This window comes from Anaerobacillus sp. 1_MG-2023, from assembly GCF_030547345.1.
Classification (GTDB): Bacteria; Bacillota; Bacilli; order Bacillales; family Guptibacillaceae; genus Guptibacillus; species Guptibacillus hwajinpoensis_B.
The window spans coordinates 23,321-46,945 of sequence record NZ_JAUORD010000022.1 but is presented as its reverse complement, the minus strand read 5'-3'; the positions used below and the strand labels follow the sequence as shown (position 1 = coordinate 46,945).

At 38.9% G+C, this 23,625-nt stretch carries 21 protein-coding genes and 1 tRNA gene; 6 read left to right on the top strand and 16 right to left on the bottom strand.

Translation table 11 applies throughout. From position 1 onward, the window contains the following. On the top strand, window positions 1-210 hold a 210-nt coding region (locus Q4550_RS22565), incomplete at its 5' end, for a hypothetical protein (protein ID WP_303536299.1). Between the two features lie 513 nt (window positions 211-723). Here the strand turns inward: Q4550_RS22565 and Q4550_RS22560 are convergent. The 6 genes from Q4550_RS22560 to hsdR all read right to left on the bottom strand — a co-directional run bounded on the left by Q4550_RS22560 (window position 724) and on the right by hsdR (window position 11,241). Beyond that, a complete protein-coding gene (locus tag Q4550_RS22560; RefSeq protein ID WP_303536297.1) occupies window positions 724-927 on the bottom strand; it encodes a hypothetical protein in 204 nt (67 codons plus the stop codon). A 650-nt stretch (window positions 928-1,577) separates the two neighbouring features. Then, window positions 1,578-2,480: a hypothetical protein gene (locus Q4550_RS22555; RefSeq protein WP_303536295.1), complete on the bottom strand. Its 903-nt coding sequence runs from the start codon at window positions 2,478-2,480 to the stop codon at window positions 1,578-1,580. After that, window positions 2,464-4,302, bottom strand: coding sequence for an AAA family ATPase (locus Q4550_RS22550; RefSeq protein ID WP_303536292.1), 1,839 nt, complete (start codon window positions 4,300-4,302; stop codon window positions 2,464-2,466). Before Q4550_RS22550 ends, Q4550_RS22555 begins: the two co-directional genes overlap by 17 nt. 792 nt (window positions 4,303-5,094) lie before the next feature. After that, window positions 5,095-6,510 (bottom strand): restriction endonuclease subunit S, encoded by a 1,416-nt coding sequence (locus tag Q4550_RS22545; RefSeq protein ID WP_303536289.1) that lies wholly within the window; start codon window positions 6,508-6,510, stop codon window positions 5,095-5,097. Continuing rightward, window positions 6,503-7,987: a class I SAM-dependent DNA methyltransferase gene (locus Q4550_RS22540; protein ID WP_303536286.1), complete on the bottom strand. Its 1,485-nt coding sequence runs from the start codon at window positions 7,985-7,987 to the stop codon at window positions 6,503-6,505. The genes Q4550_RS22545 and Q4550_RS22540 overlap by 8 nt, the downstream gene beginning before the upstream one ends. A 2-nt stretch (window positions 7,988-7,989) precedes the next feature. Continuing rightward, window positions 7,990-11,241, bottom strand: a complete 3,252-nt coding sequence (gene hsdR, locus Q4550_RS22535; RefSeq protein ID WP_303536285.1) for a type I restriction-modification system endonuclease — start codon at window positions 11,239-11,241, stop codon at window positions 7,990-7,992. 174 nt (window positions 11,242-11,415) lie between these two features. Here hsdR and Q4550_RS22530 point away from each other — a divergent pair, with 174 nt between their 5' ends. After that, window positions 11,416-11,889, top strand: a complete 474-nt coding sequence (locus Q4550_RS22530) for a hypothetical protein (protein WP_303536283.1) — start codon at window positions 11,416-11,418, stop codon at window positions 11,887-11,889. A 14-nt stretch (window positions 11,890-11,903) separates the two neighbouring features. Beyond that, a complete protein-coding gene (locus Q4550_RS22525; RefSeq protein ID WP_303536280.1) occupies window positions 11,904-12,071 on the top strand; it encodes a hypothetical protein in 168 nt (55 codons plus the stop codon). A 143-nt stretch (window positions 12,072-12,214) separates the two neighbouring features. Here the strand turns inward: Q4550_RS22525 and Q4550_RS22520 are convergent, their stop codons facing one another. From Q4550_RS22520 to Q4550_RS22495, 6 genes are read right to left on the bottom strand one after another with little or no spacing between them, the layout of a single operon-like run. Beyond that, on the bottom strand, window positions 12,215-13,660 hold the full coding sequence (locus Q4550_RS22520) for an aldehyde dehydrogenase family protein (protein WP_303536278.1): 1,446 nt from the start codon (window positions 13,658-13,660) through the stop codon (window positions 12,215-12,217). A 24-nt stretch (window positions 13,661-13,684) separates the two neighbouring features. Next, window positions 13,685-14,428, bottom strand: coding sequence for an SDR family NAD(P)-dependent oxidoreductase (locus Q4550_RS22515; protein ID WP_303536276.1), 744 nt, complete (start codon window positions 14,426-14,428; stop codon window positions 13,685-13,687). Between the two features lie 14 nt (window positions 14,429-14,442). Continuing rightward, window positions 14,443-15,501, bottom strand: coding sequence for a tartrate dehydrogenase (locus Q4550_RS22510; protein WP_303536273.1), 1,059 nt, complete (start codon window positions 15,499-15,501; stop codon window positions 14,443-14,445). 10 nt (window positions 15,502-15,511) lie between these two features. Further along, window positions 15,512-16,729 (bottom strand): M20 family metallopeptidase, encoded by a 1,218-nt coding sequence (locus Q4550_RS22505; RefSeq protein WP_303536271.1) that lies wholly within the window; start codon window positions 16,727-16,729, stop codon window positions 15,512-15,514. A 12-nt stretch (window positions 16,730-16,741) separates the two neighbouring features. Further along, a complete protein-coding gene (gene panF / locus Q4550_RS22500; protein ID WP_303536269.1) occupies window positions 16,742-18,208 on the bottom strand; it encodes a sodium/pantothenate symporter in 1,467 nt (488 codons plus the stop codon). Beyond that, entirely contained in the window at window positions 18,205-18,489 is a 285-nt protein-coding gene (locus Q4550_RS22495) for a YhdT family protein (RefSeq protein ID WP_303536267.1), read from the bottom strand. The genes panF and Q4550_RS22495 overlap by 4 nt, the downstream gene beginning before the upstream one ends. Window positions 18,490-18,715: 226 nt before the next feature. On the opposite strand from Q4550_RS22495, the gene Q4550_RS22490 reads away from it, so the two are divergent. After that, window positions 18,716-19,903, top strand: a complete 1,188-nt coding sequence (locus Q4550_RS22490; RefSeq protein WP_303536264.1) for a PucR family transcriptional regulator — start codon at window positions 18,716-18,718, stop codon at window positions 19,901-19,903. A 157-nt stretch (window positions 19,904-20,060) separates the two neighbouring features. Then, complete coding sequence (locus Q4550_RS22485) at window positions 20,061-20,525, top strand: hypothetical protein (protein WP_303536262.1); 465 nt, start codon at window positions 20,061-20,063, stop codon at window positions 20,523-20,525. An 86-nt stretch (window positions 20,526-20,611) separates the two neighbouring features. Here Q4550_RS22485 and Q4550_RS22480 read toward each other — a convergent pair whose 3' ends face one another. From Q4550_RS22480 to Q4550_RS22470, 3 genes are all read right to left on the bottom strand, one after another. Beyond that, a complete protein-coding gene (locus Q4550_RS22480; RefSeq protein ID WP_303536259.1) occupies window positions 20,612-20,770 on the bottom strand; it encodes a hypothetical protein in 159 nt (52 codons plus the stop codon). A 779-nt stretch (window positions 20,771-21,549) separates the two neighbouring features. Further along, window positions 21,550-21,622: transfer RNA gene (locus Q4550_RS22475), tRNA-Ala, on the bottom strand. Window positions 21,623-21,759: 137 nt separating this feature from the next. Continuing rightward, the gene (locus tag Q4550_RS22470; protein ID WP_303536256.1) at window positions 21,760-21,933 is read right to left on the bottom strand and encodes a hypothetical protein; all 174 of its coding nucleotides are present in this window, start codon (window positions 21,931-21,933) and stop codon (window positions 21,760-21,762) included. A 184-nt stretch (window positions 21,934-22,117) separates the two neighbouring features. Between Q4550_RS22470 and Q4550_RS22465 the strand changes: the two genes are divergently transcribed. After that, the gene (locus tag Q4550_RS22465) at window positions 22,118-22,711 is read left to right on the top strand and encodes a Crp/Fnr family transcriptional regulator (RefSeq protein WP_303536253.1); all 594 of its coding nucleotides are present in this window, start codon (window positions 22,118-22,120) and stop codon (window positions 22,709-22,711) included. Here Q4550_RS22465 and Q4550_RS22460 read toward each other — a convergent pair. Then, window positions 22,708-23,418 carry a DUF4386 domain-containing protein gene (locus Q4550_RS22460; protein WP_303536251.1) on the bottom strand — a complete coding sequence of 237 codons (711 nt, stop codon included), beginning with the start codon at window positions 23,416-23,418 and terminating at the stop codon, window positions 22,708-22,710. The two genes, Q4550_RS22465 and Q4550_RS22460, sit on opposite strands and share 4 nt — an antisense overlap. Window positions 23,419-23,625: the final 207 nt, after the last annotated feature.

Genomic DNA, 23,625 nt, shown 5'->3' with positions numbered 1-23,625 from the left:
TGCATTCACTGGCTCCATTCTCCGCAATTGATGGCTCAAAACTTCGCACAAGTGGCTTTTTCGTTCCGCAATACTCACCTTTCCCCAAGAGTGCGTAAGAACCACTTTATTCTAGCGTTTACAAAAGGGACGGAGGGACAGGTAAACCGTCCCCAAAATGATTTGATAAACAATAGTGCACGGAATAATTTCTATTGCAAACAGAATTAAAGTAGCTGGCATTTGTGTTAGTAAAACTCACAAACGTCCTACATTACAGACATTTTGGGAGGGACGAGAAACCTGTCCCTTTGTCCTCCGAGTGGCTCAAAAACTCCGCACAAGTGGCTTTTTCGTTCCGCAATACTCAAGGGATTACTGATTGACTCATATACTTAAAAAAGAAACCCGGATGAACTAATCGATATGATTAGATCATCCGGGTTTTCTTTGAGTATATTTGCGGAATATCTATTTAAAGTGAAGCTTGAGAACCGTTAATGATACTAGTATGCTGCTATAACTGATCCCGATCTACAACGCCACCATTGTTATTTCTAGATATCATTAACATATTACCGATTATAAATAGTGGAGAGAAGATCAAAACAAACCAAAAGAAAGAGAATTAGTATAAACATTCAAGAGGAATGTTTTATAAACATAATTTATATCCAGTTCCTTTTAATAGTGGTAAAGTGAACCTTTGTGAAATAGTAAAAACTCCACTATAGTGGTTTGACACTACAACACTATATATCCTCCCTCTCCTCCAAGTTCATTTACTTTTTTCAATTGTACTTTTCCCTCTTTAGCCATTTGCAAAAGTAATTGATGAACATCTTTATTAGTGTAACCTGCTGTTACTGGAGCTATATCATGCGTGTAAGCACCAGCCAACTTACCTACTTTTAAGTCTTCTTCTATCTCCTTCCGAAGTTCGTCCAATTAAAACACCTCCATAAGATTATTAGTACCAATTTCTATATAAACCAATATAATCCTGTGAAATTTATGAGAATAGATTTATTACTGGTCTGTCTCCTGCTCTACATTTATTTGATAATAAAAAAACATAACGATCGGAATGCCTTAAAGATAAATATAATATTTCATTTTGACTATATTCTCTCATTAGTTTTGGTTTACAAAAAAGTATAACTATCAAAGGTGAATTGATGTTATAAATACGACCCATATTGGCATTAAGGTTTTCTGTTTTCACTCTGAACCGTGCAATCCTGTTATGTATTTAAGATAAAGAGTCATTTGTACTGTCATTTTCTATTCTAAGATTTATTAATTTTTATAGTGTCCTCTGACATCTTACTGGAATTATCTTAAAAACACATAAATGAAGCACGGGTGAACAAAAATGATACTCTAAGAAAAATTGAAAGTTGGAATGCGAACTAGAAACAGAACAATACTGAACTGCCACAATAATTTCGAGCTTAGTGTATATAGAATTTGAAGCCTATATTCCTTAAAATATCGGCTTAAGTTACTTTGAGTCTCTATCCATTAAAAACAAATACAACCTTACTCTTTAGAAATTATCTAAGAATTTATTTTTTTGGTTTGAGTAGGATAAACCACTAATTCTTTATATAATTTTCAAAAATATCTTTATTTAACTTTGCTAGTGGTCTTTTGTGTAAGTTATCGTTATCTAAAAAATTCCCATATAGTAATCTATTTATTTCTTCTTCGGAATTAAATAAGTGGTTATGATTTCGAATTAATTCCTCCTTAAATTCTTTGTTATAAATTTGTCCTTTTTTTAATATTTCATAAACTGAGTCTCGATGAATACTATATAAATCTGCTAGTCCTAAATTTTCCACATTATCTTTTATCTGGTTTTTGTAGGAGAGCACTACCTGTATATCCTCATGATTATTCAAAAAATTCCCAGACTTTACTATATATCTAAAATTAATTAAAGTATCTAAATCAATTCGATCGTCATAAGGAGAGACAGAAATATTATCCTTGTGTTTTGTATGATTACAGCTCGGGCAAGAAGGAACAAGGTTAAAAAAAGACATAGCTAAGAAAGGATAAGTTTTTTTATTGAAAAAATGGTCCAAGTGACTTGTTCTTTTTTTTCCTCTATGTACACGGTTAACATTACTAATATAATTTCTATTACAATATGGGCATACTATTATTCCTATATTTTGAACCATCTCTAAAGCGTTATATCCATTACCATCTAGATTTGATTTAGCTTTTGAGAAATGATTGTTATAAATCGTAACTAAGTATTGTATATACTTAGGATATTTTTTAGATGGAGTTATATATTTATCTTTAACATCTTCTAAAACGCTGAAATTCCCTGTGACTATTTCTTTAAAGCTTTTTTTAGCTCCGTTATTTTTAAACCAATCATCAATGTCATTATAGTTATATCTGCTTTTTTTTATATGCTCTTTTAAAGAATTATAGTGCGTCAGTGCCTGACTTTTTAGTTTATTATTATAAATCTTTATCATTTTCACCTATCCACCTAAGCTCTTTTTCATACTGTTTTATTTTTTCTAGTATTTCTTTTTCCTTTTTCCTTCTACTATAGTGATCTAATTTATCAATATACATCTCTTTTAATTTATTCCTAATAAGTGGTTCACCTATTAAGCTAATTATTCCACTTATCTCTTCTTGCTCCTTCTCTGTAACAGGTTTATTACTATTTAATCTATTAATAACGCTATCAATATTGTATTTAGCAAATTCACCAATGGTCGAATTCATAAAAAAGCTCTTTGAAAATAAAGTATGGATATTACTAGCAAAAGTTTGGTCGATATCCTCTAACTGATAGCTAATAATTTTACTGCTATTTTCGTCCTCTATTAAGGAAATAATATTTTCTTTGGGAAGATCTGATAATATAAATGGTGAATGGGTAGTAATTATAATATGAAAGTAGCAATCGAGTTCTGTGGTGTTTAGAAAACTTATTAATATTGAAATTAATCTTCTACTCCACTCTGGATGCATGAAATTATCTGGCTCGTCCAATAATATAATTACTTTTTTAGACTCTTTTAAGAATTGTAGATTCAACCCAGAACTTATTGAAGATAACAGATTTATAAAAGCTTCTTCTCCTGAACTAGTAGGTTCAAAGTTTATCGATAAAATATTATTAAGATAATTTCGGTCATGATTAACATAATGCTCAATACATCGTAGTAATTTATAAAAGTTTGTATCCTGCTTATTTGTTATAGGAGAAACAATTTGATTTTCAGTGAAATATTTTTCATCTAACTGTTGAGTTACATTAATGAACTCTTTAAAGGCTGAATAATATAATTCTACACTTTCTTTGTCATCAAATGGACCGATTTTATCCATTATTAATCTTAAAATAGTAAAGTAATATTCTAATTCCTGTCCTGTTTTATAGCTAATCATGTGGATTTCATCAGTGATTTCTTGATTCAACTTTTCAAATGATAGATCTTTGTTATCTGAAATTATTTTTAAATAGGTCTCATACGAAAAGTGAAGATATTTTTCAATCGTTGATCTAATAAAAATTGTTTTATTATTTGGCTTATTACTGTTCTGACGCAAGTATTTCAAAAGGAATGTACCTTCGGGTTTTAAATTTAGTCTAGTTTCATAGGAGATTTCAGGTTTTATTTTCACTTCTATTTTCTTCCCTGTTTTAAATATTTCCTCGATATTTGAATTTTCATGTAAACCCTGAATTAAGTTGTACTTTTCTGTGAAGGGAATAGTATTACTGTTAATGTTATAACGGTGAAAATAACCTGTGTAGTCAGGTTCCTTTTGAAAACTAAATAAATTTTTATACCCTTTTCTAAAAAAACTTCTAATGTTTAAATAATTCAATTTTGAGAACTCTTCTTTTTCCAATTGAAGATAATTGCAAAACGAAAACTTTTTATTAGTATACTTTACAATCATACTATAAGCTTCGCTACAGCCGTTTGGAATATTGACAATATCTTTAATTAAGTCACGGCCAACTCCTTCAATTACAAATTCATTATCTCCTATATGGTATAGAATGAAATACTTATGCTTTTCATACATACATTCCCGCTTTCTATCATCCATTCTCATACCTAAAAGATCAATTATATTAGTTTTTCCCGTCCCATTTTTTCCAACAATAGAGGTAATATTATTAACTTTATTCTTAAAAACATTAAATTCTTGGTTATTATTTTCTATTTTTATTTCGTCATTTTGATAAGTTATGCTAAATCTATTTGAAAAAGTAAGACTTAAATCTTCAAGGTTTCGGTACTTTTGAATATAAGTATAAGTAAGCTCCATGTTTATCCACCTTTATATGATGTTTTCCTTATTGTACCAAAAAGGTAATTGAATAGTATTTTCTTCGATCGGATCGGTTAGCGAAATTACGAAATAAACAATAAATACTCAACAAGGCTGTGACTCAAATAAAATGGTCACCAAAATGTTATGGGACAACTTCAATAAAAGCCCTTTTTGCAACATCAAACTGCTCCTGAACGTTTCCTCTTAAGATGTTGGATTACTTGTAGTCAAAAACAGGATGCTGTTGATTTTGTATGTCTCCCATATGTCGCAAATCAATCTTTTATACTAATTATCATAATTTCTTGGAATCGTGGGGACGGTTCTAGCGATTCATGGCCAACTAATTTTTGTTCATTTACTTGACATTTAACCCGGTGAATGCTTTAGATTCTTTATTTTTTATCTTAATATAGAACCAAGAGAACCGTCGCCACTGATTTAAAAAAAAGAAACCCAGATGATCTAATCGATATGATTAATTCATATGGGTTTTCTTTGAGTATATTTGCGAAATATCTATTTAAAGTGAATTTTTAGAACCGTTAATGATACTAGTATACTGCTATGTCTGATCCAGATCTACAACGCCACCATTATTATTACTAGATAGCATCTCTAGAACCGTCCCCATGATTCCTAAGTCCTATTTAACCTTTAACTACTTATAAAAATTTAACAAAAGTGAGCTCAGATCCAAAAGCCTAGGCACATCTTTTGTGAAAGTTTGTTCTAATGAATCGTTCATGAGAGCTAAATCCTTGTTAATCTACATTTTGAGAACTGCTATACACTCTTTTGAAGTAAATCTTTTAATATTTCTATAGCATTTTCTTCCGTAATATTTTTCGAATCGAGTTCTCCTCTAAAAGCCTTAGCGAGAACTGCTTGTTTCAACTTATCAATTTCTTCAACAGCAGGAATAATATTAAGCAATTCCTTTTCCTTAGCAAAAGTCGAGTCTAGTAATTCAACTATTTTCTTCTGCTCTGTTAAAGATGGTATGAAAACCGGTATGTTTTTTATTGTCTTGGCATTTATATTCGGTTGAGTAATTGCAGTTGCACCAAGCCCAAGCATTTGTTGCCCTATTGGAGACATTAAATAGTAGAAGATGAATCTAGAGTCAATTGCTTCTTTAAAACGAAATCTTATTAGGTAGGCACTTGGTATAGCATCATAATCACCATTAAAAACTGCCATTGTTCCTATACTTCCGGTTCGGGTTACTAATAAATCCCCTTTTTTAAGTTGGAATTTATACAATTTCTCCTGGGTAACCTTAACGTAGGGGGGATTGTTTAACTCTATTTCACCATCTTTTGTCATATCGGTAGTTCTAATTGTTGGAAAACCATCAGAAGTATAGTCATTTTTGCTAAATCTTGGTCCATAAAAAGAATCCTTACAAATCTCATCAATATTAGTTAGCAGCCAAGATTGTGGATAGTCCTTTAAAGAAATTGCTTTAGGAAAATATTCTAGTAAGGTACTTTTATCGTTTTTTAGATTTTTTTCTTCAGTTTTGTTATTTTGTTTACGCCACTCCGCAGTCAACTCCCCACGAAAAGCCTTATCCAAAATCGCCGCTCGACGAAGCTCAAACGTTTCCTTTGCTTCATCAATCAATCGCTTCGCTTCATCAATTTTATTTAAAAGCCGTTCTACTTTGTCAGTAATTCGTTTTTGTTCATTTAAAGGTGGCAAAGGGACCGGTAAGGAATTCATGGTTTTAGGAGAAACTCTCGGTAAATTTATACCGCTACTATTAGCATTAGCGAATTGTATCACATGTGGTAAACCAAGATAGTAATTTAAGAGCTTATTTGAAATCAGGTTTTTAGAGCGATATACGAGTATATCTGTTGAAGCTATACCATCAAAATTCACAAATGCATGCTTGTTTAAATAAGGACGTAGTTTACCATAAATTACATCTCCAGATTTAAACACCACTTTTTTGCTTTTCAGACCTTGTGCATTACCCCTTTGTATTATTCCGCCACCTTTTTGCAAATCTTCTAGACCAATATAGTCTTCACTACCATCAGGTTGAATTTGTTCGTTCACGTGATTATAGTATGAATTTAGTTTTATCCACGCCCAATTCTCCGGCACTTCATAAGGCTGCTCTTCTTCCGGCACCAAAGCCTCATCCAACAATTCCTCAACCGTCTTCTGCTTCTTAACCTTCTTACTCATTACGACCCACCTCAGCAGTTTCCGCAACCATACTCACTTCAACTTCTGTATCTTCATACGTAGTCCCACGATCAACCGCACGAAGTTCATCCACTACTTCATTCAACAATCCAACAGCTTGCTCCAACTTCGCAATCGCTTCTTCCGCCGAGTCAATCGGATCAGGCAGGTTTTCATAGACAGACAAAGACTCATCTGCAATTAGCCCAATATCCAAACTATTTTCCTTCTTCGCAATCTCTTCACGAGTAAAGACATTAAATCGCTCATCTTTAATACTTGCTTTGTCTTCTGTCTGGTAAGCCTTCACAAACTCTTCAAAGTGCTTTTCAGTTAACGGGTTTCGTTTACCAAAGCTTGGCATGTTCGTGCGAAGATCATATACCCACACATCTTTCGTATTGTCCTTATCATCCGTTCCGCGGTTAAAGAACAGCACGTTAGTCTTAACACCCTGTGCATAAAAGATCCCTGTTGGTAAGCGTAAAATAGTATGTAGATCACACTTGTCCATTAAGTCTTCACGGATTTTTGCTCCAATGCCACTTTCAAAGAGAACGTTATCCGGTAAAACGACCGCAGCACGCGCTTTTCCATCTGGCTTTAGCGCACGATAGATATGCTGTAGAAAGTTTAATTGTTTGTTCGTTGTTGCATACGTGAGGTCATCACGGGTTGGTCGTTCTCCACCTTGCTTTGTACCAAATGGAGGATTGGTCATGATCACATCGTAGTTCTTTAGATCTTTTCCAAGCTCGGATAGCGTATCCCCAAGGATAATATCACCCTGGATATCGTGAAGCATGGCGTTCATAAGAGCCAATCGGTGTGTATCTTTTACGAGCTCAACGCCTGAAAAGGCTTTGTACTTTTGAAACTCGGCTTCTTTTTCACCAAGGTCAAAGTAGTCATCGGTTTGTTCACGAACGTGACGATCTCCTGCGATCATGAAGCCAAATGTTCCAGCAGCTGGGTCATTGCATCGTTCGCCTGGTTTTGGATCTGTTAAATGAACGATCACATCAATCAGTGTACGAGGTGTAAAGTATTGTCCCGCTCCTGACTTTGTTTCACTTGCATTCTTTTCAAGTAGTCCTTCATAAAGGTCTCCGAGTCCTTCTTCTTTCGCGCTATACCAGTCCAATTCATCGATCGAACGGATAATTTTCTCAAGGTTCTTCGGCTCGTCGATATTTGTTTTTGCGTTTGTATAGATTTGATTAAGGACCGGGTTGCTTTCTTGGCCTAGATCAATCAGTAACTTCTGATAGTGTGTTTTCAGTTCAAGTCCGTGAAGATTCGTTAAAGAATCCCAACGATACTCTTCTGGAATGGCTGTTTCATTTTCCGTTTCTTTCATCATCTTTAGGAATAACAGATACGTAAGCTCTGTTACGTACTGGTGATAGGTAATACCGTCATCTCTTAATACGTTACATAAATTCCATAGCTTCTGTACAATCTGCTGGTTGCCCATTCTTATGCTTGCTCCTTCTCATCATTAACATATAGTGCATAGTTGATTTTACTAACGATGTCATCCAGTTGTCCACCAAATATCTTATTTAATTGTTTATAACCGCCTCTGCTCTTAAACGGTTCAACGTTGAAAGCCTTCTCTGGATCGGGATCTAATACACTTTCATTGATCAATTGCTTCTCGATTCGTTCCAACCATGCCTTTTGGACTTTCGGCCATGGTTTCATCGCATAAATCTTCTTCATCGCATTTTTGATCCGCTCTTCATGGTCAACCAACGGATCACCAATGGCCTGCTGGCGAATGAAGCTAATGATGTCAGCTGCAATATCTTCATTCTTCGTGTCCCGCCATGCGGTTTGTAGACTCTTCTCAGTAAACCCTTGCTGATCAAGTGCAATTTTCAATTCTCTTAACTGCGCGCGCGTTAATTCTTTTGGTCGTGTACAAACAACTTGAAGGGCAGGAATCAAGTTCATGTTTTCTAGAATAAATTCATTAAAGCTCTGCAAGTAGTCTTCCGGTTTCTCCGCTTTGCCGTAGCCGCGCGTCACTTCTTTCACTTCATCTTTGTGTTGAGAGATATACTGAAGGACCGGTCTCCCCCGATTTTCATCGATATACTGAAGAACGTTCTGATTGGCCGTCAGTTCCTCCACAACCTCTTCAGGTTTCGATTGCTTCATCCAATCCACAAACTCATTAATTGATTTGCCACCTGAAATTACTTTGAAATCATCCTGATCCTTTTCCGTCCATCCTTGCTTTTTCCGCTGCACTTTCGCGATCAGTTCTTCTTTATGCTGGGTCTGATGTTCTGTGTTCTTCAACTGTTCGAGTTCTTCCACTAATTGACGAACGGTTATTTTGGGACTTCTCACCACCGGCTTCATAGATGTATATGGCTTGAGTGATTCATACAGCCCAACGGCATCATAAATGGAGAAATGATCCTTTCCAATATCATCACTTCTTCTCGTTGCTCGCCCTAACATTTGCTCATATAGAATCCGAGAGCGCACTCGTCTTAAGAAAACAAGATTCGAGATGTTCGGCACATCGATTCCAGTCGTTAACAAATCAACCGTGACAACGATATTCGGCAATCGTTCATTTTTAAAAAGTCGTATCGCCTGAGATGGATCTTTAATCGTGCCCGTCACCTTCATCACTGTATTGTCACTTATCGGACCGTGAATTTCCTCCAATGCCTCTTTGAAGATACGAACAACCATATCAGCATGGTCATCGGATGCGGCGAAAATCAACGTTTTCCCTAGACTCATTGGATCAATGTAATTGGCTAACTCGGATAAAATAGCACGATTGAAGTTTTCAGTAATGACCATTTTATTAAAATTGGCGACTTCAATATTCACTTCATCTTCTAGTAGCTCCGCCTCTATTTCGCCCGTTCGTGTATTGTAGACTTCTACTGATTCACCGGCAGACCATTGAATGCCATTCTTCTTTAACGTTGTTTCAAATTGATAGGGAGGCTCATGGTCAATGAGATAACCATCGACCACCGCTTCTCGATAAGAATAAGTGAAAACAGGCTTTCCGAAAATATCGACGGTGTGGAAAGCAGGGGTCGCTGTTAGCCCAATTCGAACGGCATCAAAGTAATCCAGCACCTGACGATATTTACTCACGTACTCATTATGATCTCGGAAAAGCTCTTCCACTTCTGACATTTCCTTATCAAGCGTATACCCTCGGTGCGCTTCATCCACGATAATACAATCATACTGATCGACAGTAGGGGCTTCCCGTCCTTCCTCTGTTTTGGAATAGAACAATCGTTTCACCATTCCCTGGACCGTCGCGATCTGCACTTTCGTTTCAGGGTTTGGCAGTGCATCCTGAAGTGATTGAAGCTCAAAAATCTCTGTAAACGAATGATAGCTTTCAAGCTTCGAATCTTTAAATGCCGCTTCCGCCTGTTCCCCAAGAGCCGTTCGATCCACTAAAAAGAGAACGCGATTAAAACGGTTAAGTTTGATGAGTCGATAAATCAAGCCAATTGCCATACGAGTCTTACCCGTCCCTGTAGCCATGGCAAGTAGAATTTCTCTACTTTCATTTTCAAGCGCATTCTCTACAGCCTTGATCGCTTTTTCTTGATACGGACGTAATTGCAAATAGTCTAGCGTTTCATCATGAAGCTTCTTGTTTGCCTCATCAACATCTTTCTTTAGTAAATCTTTTAACCCTTGTGGGGAATACGAGGCTTTGAGTGGTCGTGGGTGATTCGTTTCCTTACGAGCATCCAAAAACCAGATCCCAGACTTCTCTTCAAATTGCTTGATATAGGGACGTCCATTCGTTGCAAACAGAAAAGGAACAAAATAATCACCATATGGCATATGGATCATTTCCTCATCATGCTTGACAACCAATCTAGCATAGTTCTTTGCCTGTTCGATGTCAGAGATAATATTTTTACTTGTCCTTTTTGCCTCTACAATGCCAACAAACTCTAATCCGATAAAGAGAGCATAGTCAGCAAAACCTTTCTTTAGCGGCCACTCCGCAATCGCCATGTTCTTTCCTTTTTCAGGACGCACTTTCTTCCCAAATCTAAGCGTTTCTGTGTCAGCTTCCCAACCCGCTTTTCTTAATTGTTCATCAATAAGAACGCGAGTCTCCGCTTCGGTCAGTTCAAAGCGACTACCAAACGACTTCGCTCCTTTTTTACGCTGCAATTTATCGTCTGATGACACATATGCCTGTTGCTGTCTTAACTTCTCAAGCTCACTCTCAAGCTGAGACACTTTATCCTCATAAGTACTGGAAAGTTCTTGGAGTTCTTCTTCATCCACTACTTGCTTTTGAACAGGCTCCTGAAATGCTGGCTCTTTAAAATGCCAGTCTCCGTATACCTGCATTAACCAGACAGATAAACGAAAAGCCATATGTAATAAAGCATGGGCTTCCTTCTCGGTACCATACCCTGCTTCATGAACCGCTTTGTTCCCTTTACGCCTTATGGTATCTAACATCGTATATAATTCTTCTGTAATCAAATCGTCTCTTCTAAGTGCTTTTAACCGATCAACCTGGTTTGTATCATATGTTTCTTTAATTTCCTCATAAGCGAGAACATACTTCGTCAATGTTTCAGCAAACATGCGTAATTTAATTAGGGTTGTATTCGGATCGCCAAATACATTTCGCTCTGCTGTTTCCCCTAAGTTCGCTAATAAACCCCATTGATCATCTAGAAAATGAAAGTTGCTGTTTTTCATGTGAAGCACCCCCATAAATTCCGAAACCTTATTATGGTTTAATTGTAACAAATATAACCAGTTTGGGGTTAATAGCTGTTTAAAAAGCAGTAAGTATCCATTAATTTCTGCTCTTTAATTAATTTTTCTGATAATATAAGTTATATACATATATTGTAAGGGGATGTTACTGCCATGTTCATAGTAGAGAAAAAGAATAGTGACCAGCAATACCGGGGATACTTTGAACGTATTCAACGTAAAGATCTCCCACATATGAAAAAACCTCCATGGGGATTTACATGGAGATATGAATTGAGTAATCCTCACCGCGAAGTCTATAAGCTACTAGTTGAAGGTTCAAATGATATACAGGCAGGTATTTCATTTGAGTATCATGAAGGGTTTATTCTTGTAGAAGTGATTGAATCTGCTCCTTACAATCGAAATGACACTTCTGGTCTGAAAGTTGCTCCTACCTTATTTGCTTTCGCTTCTAAAACAAGCTTTGACAAAGGATTCGATGGCTATGTGGCCATACATATTAAAAGAGGTAATCAAAAGTTAATAAAGCTTTATCTAGACTTGGGAGCTAGTCACCTTTCGAATGATCGTTTGGTTCTTGATACGTTTGCATCAAGACAGCTAATTAATATATACTATAGATAAAGGAGTGAGATGATATGTTTGGAAATAATCATGTCACCACCGATAAAGAACGTGATGAATTAATTGATGATATTGATAAAAACCAGAAAGGAATCTACGCTCATCCTCATAAGTCAAAAGAGGATAAGGAAGAAACCATTCGGTTGATGAAGGAATTTATTGAGAAACAAAAACAGCGTTAGCATGATAATATGAGTCCTCTCTGAGGGCTCTTTTTTAGATACGAGTAGATTCATACGTTACTACATTACCCAGTGAATGCCCCGGTTCCTTCTATTTTCTATACTACTTAAAATCGGGAGAGCCATCCCCACTGATTGCTTGATTAATAAACTCTCACCGCCACGTTCTTCAACTGTGTATAATTCCGAAGTGCTTCTAATCCTTTTTCTCTGCCAAATCCACTTTTTTTATATCCCCCGAACGGCATTTGAATCCCTCCGCCGGCTCCATAATTATTAATAAAGATTTGTCCAGCTTTGACTTTCTCAGCCACTTTATGTCCTCTCGCAATATCTTTTGTCCAGATACCAGTAACTAATCCATAATCCGTACCATTCGCGAGTCGAATGGCTTCTTCTTCTGAATCAAAAGAAAAAACAGACAGCACCGGCCCAAACACTTCTTCCCTCGCTACTTTACTATAAGAACTTAAACCATCAATTACTGTCGGCTGAAAATAGTAGCCGCCTTCATATCCAGCTACTACCTCACGTGCACCGCCTAATAGAAACGTTCCACCCTCGTCATAAACTGCATTCATAAATTCTTCAATTCGTTCATATTGCGTCCCGTTCAGAATAGGACCAATATCAGGATCTTTCTCCCCCGGTCCAATGACGGCTTTTTCCATACGCTCAACTACCTTTTTTAAAAAAGCATTCTTCACAGATGACTCTACAAGCAATCTTGATCCAGCGGAACAGGTTTGCCCCGCATTTTGCAAAATCGATTTCACGACCCAATTGGCCGCAAGATTCTGGTCACAGTCTGCAAAAACGAGATTAGGAGATTTACCTCCAAGCTCCAACGTAACCGGGACAATATTTCGAGCAGCCGCTGTCATTACAGCTGACCCTGTCTCCACAGATCCAGTAAACGTAATATGATTCACAAATGGATGCGCCGATAGTGCTGCACCGGCTTCTGCTCCATATCCCATTACAAGGTTGAACACACCATCAGGAAGTGCCGTTCGGTCGAACATTTCAGCTAGCTTCACAGCAGTAAGCGGGGTATCTTCCGCAGGCTTCATTACGACAGTATTCCCGGTGGCAATGGCTGCCGCACAGCTTCTAGATGCTACTTGAAGCGGGTAATTCCACGGAATAATGTGTGCTGTAACACCAACGGGCTCACGTATCGTATAGTCTAGAATGCCAGGTTCCACTGGAATTGTTTCACCAAAAACTTTATCCGCTGCGCCAGCATAATACTCAAAGTAACGAGCAGCGGCTTCAACATCAGAACGCGCCTGCGATAGCGGCTTACCCGTATCAAGTGTCTCAAGGTGTGCCAACTCATCTGACGATTCACGAATCATATTAGCCATCTCAAACAATATTGCGCCACGTTCATGTGGCTTAAAGGCTTTCCACTTTTCCCCTTCAAAAGCTTCTGAAGCAGCATCTACAGCAGAATTGATATCCGACACCTTACTTCTTGGGCAGAAGACGATTTGCTCTCCACTTGAGGGAGCGTGCACCGGAATTTGTTCACTAGCTGACGCATACACCCATTTTCCATTCACATAGTTTTGAAGTACCTTCACTTCCTCCCCACCTTTCCATTTCAATTAAAGGCCTCGGCCCCCATCAATATTAAACACAGCTCCTGTTGTCATTCTGGATTCTTCTGAACAAAGAAAAACAACACCATTCGCTATATCAATCGGTTCAATAAGTTCTCCAAGTGGAACCGATTTCTTGAACGCTTCCCGTTTTAAAGCATCAGTATTAACTCCGGTAAATTCCCCTAGCATCCCAGTATCTGATGGGCCAGGATTAATCGCATTCACACGAATACCCTCATCAGCAAGCTCAATCGCAAGCGCTTTTGTAAAAGAAACTACTGCTCCTTTTGATGCGATATACGCGCTTAATCCTGGACGAGCACGCTCTGTAGCAATCGAAGCAACATTAACGATCACGCCGCTACCCTGCTTCTTCATGAAAGGTGTTACTTCTCGGCACATATAGAAGACCGATGTTGTATTCACCGCCATGATCTTTTCCCAGAATGAAGTCGGAATATCTTCAAGAGGTGTCGCCGGTTGCGCCATACCGGCCACATTCACCAGACAGTCAATTCTGCCAAACCTTTCACTCGCAGCGCTAATCACTTCTTTCACCTGCTTCTCATCTGTGAGATCCGCTTCAACATGATGAAGAGAGCCTTCTATGTTCTCATCTATATATACATTGGCATGAAGATCCGTTGCAAGCACATTAGCGCCCTCTTCTAAAAGTTTTCGCACCGTAGTACTTCCCATTCCTCCTGCAGCACCCGTTACAATCACTGTTTTTTCTCTCAACCGCATTCTCTTGACCTCCCTTAAGCCTGTTCATGAATCGCTCGAATAATGGCATCTCCGAGTACGGCTGTTTGCGATTTCCCACCCATGTCAGGTGTGAGAAACTCTGCATCTACCAGTACTTTTTCAATTGAATGCAAAATAATTTCTCCTAAATCAGGACGCCCATTATGTTCGAGCATCAAGGCTGCCGACCATATTTGGGCGATAGGATTCGCTATTCCCTTTCCTGAAATATCTGGAGCTGAGCCATGAATAGGCTCGAACATTGATGGGAATCTCCCTTCAGGATTTAAATTGGCTGATGGCGACAGACCGAGGCCTCCAACAAGTCCCGCTCCAAGATCAGTTAGAATATCCCCAAACAGGTTGGATGCAATCACTACTTCAAACGCCTCAGGACGATTGATGAAATAGGCCGCAAGTGCATCAATATAAATGCTCTCAAGAGCAATACCAGTGTGGTCCTGACTGACTTCACTCACAACCTCATCCCACAGCTTCATCGTATGGGTGATCACATTCGATTTCGTAGCACTCGTCACCTTTTTCCTACCGTGTTCCCTCGCATACTGAAAACTATATTCAGCAAGACGTCGAATGCCTTCCTTCGTCATTACGGTAGTTTGAACCGCCATTTCCTGACTAGTGCCATGATACATCCGTCCACCCATATTAGAGTATTCGCCCTCGGCGTTTTCACGAAAAACAACAAAATCAATTGGCGCCTTCGTTATAAGAGGTGCTTTTACCCCTTTTAATTGTTTAACAGGACGTACATTCACATACTGCTGAAACTCTTTTCGAATTGGCATGATTAAATCCCAGATTGTGATATCATCAGGAACGCGTGTGTCACCAATGGCTCCAAAAAGAATGGCATCGAACTGTTTAAGTTGATCAAGTGCATCGGCAGGCATCATTTTTCCAGATTTCATATAATAATTACTACTCCAAGGGAGCTCTTCGAATTGAAGGGAGAAGCTTGAATCAAGATGCGAAAGCGTATTCAGTACTTTTATCGCTTCATTCATTACTTCTGGTCCAATTCCGTCTCCAGGAATGATCGCTAGTTTCATCAAGCTCCCCCTATTTCCTCAAAAATTGCAGCGCTGCTTCACGGTAGAGCTGCGTTGTTTCCACAAGATCATCAATATCAACATACTCATCTGTTTGATGCGGAACTTCTCGATCGCCTGCTCCTGTCGTTAGTATCGGAATACCGGCTAAATGTAAAAACGTTCCATCCGTTGCCCCAGGCACACCATTGTAGACTGGCGCTTTTCCTGTAACAGCTGTATATGCGGCCGCAACTGCTTTAACGACTGGATCTTCTCGATCTGTGCTCGTCCATGGCCTATCTTCAATAACTTCAAGGCTTGCTTTAAAATCTAAATCCTGCTCTGCCAAACGATCTATAATGGACTGAATCTCCTTTTTGAGCCATTCATGATCCTGACCAGGAACGGTACGAATATCGAGTGTTGTCATGCATTGATCTGGTACGACATTGATTTGAGGCTCGCCAGCTGTTGGTGCCATCAGAATAGTTGGAGTAATGCTTGGCCACCCAAGCTCAACATGCTTTCCAAGTCGCTCCTTCTCACGTTGTTCTAACTCATCAAGCGCGACAATGATTTTCGCCATTCGCGTGTTTGGATTCACACCAGTCAGAGGCATCGCCCCATGCGCTTGCTTCCCGTATACCTGAACCTTGATTCTCATTGCCCCTTTTTGTGACACACATAGTTGATTCTCTTCAGGTTCACAAATAATCGCCCCATCAACTCCATTCGCCCAGCCCTTTTCGATAAAATGTTTAATCCCGATCATCATACCTTCTTCATCACAAGGCACACACATGATGATTTTTCCATTAATCGTTTCACGATCCTGAATGAGTGAATGGATGGCTGTAATCGCACAGGACAAGTTTCCCTTCGTATCATTAGTTCCTCTACCAAACATCCGTCCATTAACAATCTCTGCTCCAAATGGATCGTATGTCCATGATGATCGATCTCCCTCCGTGACAACATCTGTGTGCCCTTCAAATAATAATGTTTTTCCGGGTCTACCCGAATCGAGAATTCCGATCACATTCGGGCGACCAGGCTCAACTTCCTCCATATGCACTTCAAGACCCATTTTCTTCATGTAGCTCGCGACATATTCCGCCACTGCCTGTTCATTTCCATCCTCCGTGCCAGGTCGATACACACTTGGGATTCGAACAAGTTCTTGCGTTAAAGCCACAACCTCTTTACTATCACGCTCGACACGCTGTTTCTGTTCTACTAAAATCATCCGCCCCACTCCTTATGCACTCCAAAGTTTCGTAATCACTTTATTCTGAACTACGGCATGTTTCCTGCTTGTTAGCAAACTGACACCAACATAACCTACAAATGACACAAGAACTGGTAGCACAACAGTATGCATGCCAAATGCATTTGGCATAAATGTATTAAATAGAATATAGCTTCCAACTCCTGTTAGAATGGATGCCATAGCGCCACCAGCATTTCCTCTTTTCCAATATAGACCCATAACAACTGGCCATATAAACGCTGCTTCCAATCCCCCGAAGGAGAACAGATTGAGCCAGATCAGTAACTCTGGGGGGTTAATCGCCATCGCAAAGACTAGAACCCCGATGAGCGTCGTCACTCCCATACTAAAGCGCTTGATCGTTTGATCATTCGCATCTGGCTTTACATAATTTATATAAACATCTTTTACAATTGCAGAACTCACTAGAAGTAATAAAGAGTCCACTGTCGACATAATTGCTGCCATCGGTGCGGCAAGAACAATCCCCGCGAGCCAGGCAGGTAATACTTCCATCGCAATTTGCGGCATTACTGTGTCACCGACTTCAATTCCTGGCAGAACCGCACGAGCGAACACACCGGTTAAATGCATGCCAAGCATTATAAATCCCACGACGACCGTCCCTATAATAAGTGCTCGGTGCATGCCCTTAGAACTTTTATAGGACATCGCTCTTACAGCAACCTGCGGAAGACCTACAACACCAATTCCAACCAGAACCCAGAACGAGGAGACATATAGCGGGGTAAGCGAGCGATTAGAACCAAACGGTGAGATTAAATTTGGGTTCTCTGCAGCAAGATCAGAGACAATCTTCCCCATTCCTCCACCCGCTATTACTGTACCGACTAAGATAATAAGCGTTCCGACTAACATCACAACACCCTGTACTGTATCCGTAATCGCAACGGCTCGGAAACCACCAATAATGACATAAACCAGAACCGAAACAGCAAATATAAATAGTGCACCGGTGTAAGAAAGTCCTGTGAGAGATTCAATTAGCCTCGCCCCACCAACCCACTGAGCAGCCATCGCTGAGAATAGAAAAATGATAATGCTTAAAGCAGAGAGAATGACAACCCACTTGCTCTGATAGCGTTCTTTCAAGAAGTCAATCAGCGTTACCGCACGAATTTTACGTGCCATAATCGCAAATTTTTTCCCAAGAACAGACAAAACAAAATATCCAGTAGCAAGCTGCGTCATTGAGAGAAGCACCCAGCCAAGCCCCATCGTATAAGCAACACCAGGACCACCGATAAAACTACTGGCACTTCCATATGTAGCAATCATTGTCATGGCTAGAATGAATCCACCAAGCTGACGGCTTCCAAGGAAGTATTCCTGAAGGAAATTCGATGTTGATTTCAAATACGTAGAAGCATAGAAACCGACCATGAAGATAACAACAAGGAAAATAAGGAGAGGTAGCACTACTTGCCAGTTCATTGCTCACCCTCCTCATCAAACGGGACTTCTTTAAATAAGAATACAACTGCCAGAATGACAAGGACGAGTATAAGAGCCGTAACTAGAATACAACTGTAGAAAAACCAGGCAGGAAGGCCCCAAATATAGCTATACTCGGCTACAGGCTTTGAACCGAGTCCATAAGCAAATCCATACCATAAAATGAAATTTAAAATGACCAGGCCAACACCTATTAACGCTTCTCGATTCGCCACGCGATATCGCGGATCATCCTGAAATGCTTTTTGATTCTGTTTCATGTTTTTCCCCCTTTACTGAACTTCTCTCCATTATTAAACACCGTTCCTCTCCCTCCACAACAAAAATGAACCACCCTTCCATTCTTTATCTTTTTCCGATATATTTGAATTAACTGACTAATTAAATAATAGCATTCCTAAGATAAAAGAACATTGGACGTTCCGGAAAGCATACCAACTGGTCATTTAACCTCTTGTTAAATCCAAACGATCGGGGGATTACACTTTGTCAAATGCCACCTTTACCGTACATGACATGTTAAGAAGACCTCAATTCAAAAACGCGAGAGTCATCGCAGGAGCAAGGGGACTTCAAAATCTCATCACTTGGGCACACATTCTAGAGTTAACTCAAGTGAAGCACCTTTTGAATGGGAAGGAATGCGTACTTACGACTGGAATTGGCTGGGGCACAAACCTCCAGCATGCAGGCACTTTCATTAATCAACTGATTGAGAAAGACGTCGCATGTCTTTGCATAGAAATTGGCGATTACATTAAGAAAGTGCCAAATGACGTGATTGAAACCGCTGAAAAACGCAACCTTCCTATTATCATTTTCCAAAACGAGGTCCGATTCATTGATATTTCACAGGACATAAACCGTTTAATTTTAAGTGAATCAAGACTCACCCCACCACAGGAAAGCTGGATTAGTAAGTGGTTGACGGGAGAAATGAGTCACAGTAAGGCTAGCATGCATCTTGAACAAGTCATTTCCGAGTCCAGTCCGTGCGGCACTGTTTGTGTCATGACGGGCTTTGATTCAAGCATCCCTTATCAACAAGATATCTTTCAATCATTCTTCTTGAACGAAGGTTTTCAACCAACCGTTTTCCAGGATAGGGTAACAATTCTCTTTATTTTAATTGACCAGAGGCCCATCGATTCTAGAGAAAAACGCCTTAAAAATGTTGTCACTCAGCTAGACACAAAAGTGAGAAGTTTATACAATACCATCAGCTTTGGCGGAGACTTTCACTCTCTGTCCGGTATTTCCGAGAGCTTACGAAGGGCTCAGGAAACAATTACTATACAAGAAACTTTTCAAGTTCAAGAACCATTCTATAAAAACCTTCACCTCCAGCGCCTTATTTTAATGGATGATAAAGCAAACAGCCTCGAAGAATTAATTCGAGACTACCTTGGCGAAGTGATTCAATATGACGAAGAGAATAATACAGAACTGCTGGATACCCTCAGAGTCTATCTCGAAAATTATGGCTCTAAAAAAGACACAGCAGAAAAGCTCTTCGTCGTCAGACAAACGCTATATCATCGGATGTTGAAACTAGAGGAAATCCTAGGAGATAATTTCATACAATCAGACCGGAGACTTGGACTTGAAATGGCCATGCTTGGGTATACATACGTAAAGCGAAAGGAAGAAATTGCTTTAGTGAAAAACAAATAGAGTGAAATAAGAGGAGAGGGTGCGTCATCCCCTCTGGGTTCTATTTAGATAAAATATGTACTTTATTGAAAACACCTATGTCTTTTTAACTAACAATCGAGTTATAGTAATAATATGGTAATTAAATAGAGTAAGAACATAAAGTGAGGAGAAAAGAATGACTACAAAGAAAAAAGTTTTAACACACGATGCCATAATGTCTGTATTAGACTGGTCATACGATAAAGCAATCCATGGAGATATTCCAGGAATGGATGTTGCAATTGAATTTAGAGATAATTATCGTCAAAAAGATAGTTCGTTGGAAGAGAATGTTGATAGCATAATTAGATGGCAAAATACTAAAAGTGCAACTGGTGGTTTCTTATCTGAACTTGGTGGAATAGTTCTATTACCATTAACCCTTCCAGCTAACATCACTAGCGTAATCTTAGTTCAAATGCGTATAATTGCAGCATTTGTTCATTCGGGAGGGCACGACCTGAAATCAGATGAAGTAAAAACTTTTGTTTATACATGCTTAGCTGGTAACGGAGCAAAAGTTATGTTAAAAAAATTGAAACCCTTTAAGTATTCGGACAGATTGTCAGGCTCATCGTCCCACCAACTATTTTCAAAATAGTACCCACGGTATTTTCATTTCGCGCACCCTAGCGATTTTTTTCACAAGAAAAGAACGCCCACATGAGCGTCTTGTTTTGATTTCGACTATTTATAAATGCTTCGATAATATTGAGATACGCTAGCCCTGTTGTATGTCGAATAATCGTCATTTTTCGGAGTGTCTACCGGCTGCGCTTCTGCCCATACTACAAGTATGATCGTAAATATCAGTCCAATTACTATTGTTATTGGCTTTCTTTTCATAAAATAACGCCTCCCCCATTAATATCTACGCGCTATTTTATATATAAGAAGTACATTCTCATTCACTAAGAAATATATTTACGATTTATTAATCCAAACGGGATGACTTCCTCATTTCATTTTTCTTACGACCATGCGATATTTGTACTGCCACGCTATAATAATACTACAGTGAACCTACTTAGCTACGATAGGAGGGCCTCTCATTCCAGCAAGGATGGAGCGTCTTTTTTTGTCTAACCCTTGATCTTTCGGCCTTTATTCAATTTGCCAAGAACTTCATTAAGCGGCAAAAAGTCCGCATATTGTTTCTTTAACGACTTCTGCGATAAATAAAGTATAACGAATATGCATCCGCAACTTATGACCGTCCAATTTAACGCGATCCTCTACATCCAAGCGGCATAGGCGCGTATCAAATCCATGTCTACATTTCGAACGTCACTACCGAGTTCTTTTACGTCCATATAGTCCACAAAGAAACGATAGTATAGGCAGTATTTATTTACGGTTCCTTCCGCCCTATCTTCGGCTACCTTTGCGTTAATGAACTTCTCGTAATGAGTCCAATTTGTGGATAGATTTGCGGTAAGCTTCAGCTATTCTCGTTTGCTTAACGTTCTTACCTTGGCGCAAAACAAAAAACGCCCCCTACTCCGAATTAATTTCGGAATAAGAAGCGTTTTGACCGGTGCTGTACACCGTTTTTCGTAGTAGCGCTACCCTGCGTCTAAGTTATCGGGAAGTCAACGTTGATATAGCGCGATACCTACCGTAGATGGAGCATAGCGGGCTCGAACCGCTGACCTCTACACTGCCAGTGTAGCGCTCTCCCAGCTGAGCTAATGCCCCGTATTATGACAGGGATTTCCTGTCGACAAAATTCATTTTATCATAGCTTTTATTGTGAGGGCAACTTATTTTTTGAAATATGCGAAAGTACATAAAGTATAATGTACACAAAGTATTTTGAGGGGCTTTTACTCATTCTAAAACTTTTCTTCTTCCCCTGCTTCTTCTTTTAATTCCAACTTCCTTTTTTCCAACTCCAGTTTCTTTTCCTCTACCTCTAACTTCTTCTTTTTCAAGTCAAAATTCATTACAAAATATAAAAAGATAAACGTCATCCCAACGATTACGGATATAAATAAAAATAGGTCCAAACAAATCTCCTCCAATATTTAGCTTCGTTCATTAAGTATACTTATAAATATAAACATCATGTTCATTTTTCTTTATTCAACCTGCAATGTTGGTTGAATAAGCTGTTTTAAACCGCCTTACCTCTACCTGTTTAGTGATGCTATACTAAAAGATATATACAATTTTGATAAGGGAGATGAATTCATGAAAGATATCCTTATCCAATATATGAAACGGTTTTCGGATCTCAGTGAATCCGAATTAAGAAAGCTGACAATCGATATTCCTGTTGCTACGTTTAAGAAAGGAACGGTCCTTTTACATCAAGGTGAAGTTCCTGACAAATGCTATTTTGTTTTAAAGGGATGTGTCCGGCTTTACGGTGTCGATAAAAATGGAAATGAGAATACGTTCAATTTCTATACGGAAGAACAGAGTGTCACGATCTTTAATCAGCATACTCCCGACAAAATTTCTCCATACTCTCTTAGCTGCTTGGAAGACTGTACGCTTATTGTAGGTGATTTATCTACTGAGCAGGAAGCTTACGACATGCATCCGGTATTAGAAGAACTGACTCGCAAAATGATTGAAGAAGATATGGGTGCTATGAGAGATAATTTCTCCTCCTTCATTTCTTCGACGCCAGAAGAGCGCTACCACAATTTGATGGAAAAAAGACCCGATTTAATTGACCGGGTTCCCCAGTACCAACTAGCAAGCTACCTGGGAATCAAGCCAGAATCTTTAAGTCGTATTAAGAAAAGGTCGGTAGCTAATCTCAGGATTGTTGATTAGTCCATCGTTACTTTTCTTCCTTTCACCAATAACCAGATCCCAAAACCTAATTCACCGATGACCATGGGAGCCATCAGAATTAATTCTAGTAGCCCAATAACGTTTTCAATTTGTGGGACAAAATTGTACATGAAATGAATAATCGAGTAGCTGAAGCCTGCTATAACAACAAGGATACTAATCACCTTTGGTATCTTTTTTGTATTCATTGCTACCAGGGCCACCGCGATCAGATGAAGGCCAAAAATGATTAATCCAAATGACCAAATTGCTTCAAAAGCTGTGATGGAATCCATCGCTTGCTGTGCCACGCGCGATGACGTACCTAACTCTGAATTTTGAACAACACGATTGGTTATCAAAAGATGTGAAACGGCAATGGCTAGCATGGCTGTATAAAGGAAACGTAGCCACCCTGCTAATAATGCGTAACCAGGATGAAACGGCTTCAAGAAAACATAAAAGCCCCACGAAACAATTAAATCCATAATGATAATGATGAGCCATCCAAGTACCTCAAGACGAAACAAACCTTGAGATGCTTGGATGTTTCTTAATGTCGTTGCCGCATCACCGTCAACGACTAGTGAACTGTGAACATACCCCTGAGCAAAAACCGCAGCAACTATCATAACTAGTAAGGCAATACCAGAAAAGACTGCTGCTTTCTGCTGCATGTTTTGATTCGTTGTTCTCCCTAACCCCATATAAGTGCCTCCTCGACTTTGATGTTAAATCTATTGTATTTCGTCTGAGGAAGACTTTCATTGACTTAAATCAAGAATATACTATTTTTTAAAATTTGGGCAGGTGAATAGCTTAGTAGTTCGATTCTATTTTACTTCAAAATAAAACCCTCTTACGGTTGCAAGAGGGTTTCTTCTTGTTCTATTACATAATAAAAGTCGTATAAC

What these genes read in the sequence shown, in the direction of transcription:
- Q4550_RS22555 (WP_303536295.1), bottom strand. Translation starts at nt 2,480, where the DNA reads ATGATAAAGATTTATAATAATAAACTAAAAAGTCAGGCACTGACGCAC.
- Q4550_RS22550 (WP_303536292.1), bottom strand. Translation starts at nt 4,302, where the DNA reads ATGGAGCTTACTTATACTTATATTCAAAAGTACCGAAACCTTGAAGAT.
- Q4550_RS22545 (WP_303536289.1), bottom strand. Translation starts at nt 6,510, where the DNA reads ATGAGTAAGAAGGTTAAGAAGCAGAAGACGGTTGAGGAATTGTTGGAT.
- Q4550_RS22540 (WP_303536286.1), bottom strand. Translation starts at nt 7,987, where the DNA reads ATGGGCAACCAGCAGATTGTACAGAAGCTATGGAATTTATGTAACGTA.
- hsdR (WP_303536285.1), bottom strand. Translation starts at nt 11,241, where the DNA reads ATGAAAAACAGCAACTTTCATTTTCTAGATGATCAATGGGGTTTATTA.
- Q4550_RS22530 (WP_303536283.1), top strand. Translation starts at nt 11,416, where the DNA reads ATGTTCATAGTAGAGAAAAAGAATAGTGACCAGCAATACCGGGGATAC.
- Q4550_RS22525 (WP_303536280.1), top strand. Translation starts at nt 11,904, where the DNA reads ATGTTTGGAAATAATCATGTCACCACCGATAAAGAACGTGATGAATTA.
- Q4550_RS22515 (WP_303536276.1), bottom strand. Translation starts at nt 14,428, where the DNA reads ATGCGGTTGAGAGAAAAAACAGTGATTGTAACGGGTGCTGCAGGAGGA.
- Q4550_RS22510 (WP_303536273.1), bottom strand. Translation starts at nt 15,501, where the DNA reads ATGAAACTAGCGATCATTCCTGGAGACGGAATTGGACCAGAAGTAATG.
- Q4550_RS22505 (WP_303536271.1), bottom strand. Translation starts at nt 16,729, where the DNA reads ATGATTTTAGTAGAACAGAAACAGCGTGTCGAGCGTGATAGTAAAGAG.
- panF (WP_303536269.1), bottom strand. Translation starts at nt 18,208, where the DNA reads ATGAACTGGCAAGTAGTGCTACCTCTCCTTATTTTCCTTGTTGTTATC.
- Q4550_RS22495 (WP_303536267.1), bottom strand. Translation starts at nt 18,489, where the DNA reads ATGAAACAGAATCAAAAAGCATTTCAGGATGATCCGCGATATCGCGTG.
- Q4550_RS22485 (WP_303536262.1), top strand. Translation starts at nt 20,061, where the DNA reads ATGACTACAAAGAAAAAAGTTTTAACACACGATGCCATAATGTCTGTA.
- Q4550_RS22480 (WP_303536259.1), bottom strand. Translation starts at nt 20,770, where the DNA reads ATGAAAAGAAAGCCAATAACAATAGTAATTGGACTGATATTTACGATC.
- Q4550_RS22465 (WP_303536253.1), top strand. Translation starts at nt 22,118, where the DNA reads ATGAAAGATATCCTTATCCAATATATGAAACGGTTTTCGGATCTCAGT.
- Q4550_RS22460 (WP_303536251.1), bottom strand. Translation starts at nt 23,418, where the DNA reads ATGGGGTTAGGGAGAACAACGAATCAAAACATGCAGCAGAAAGCAGCA.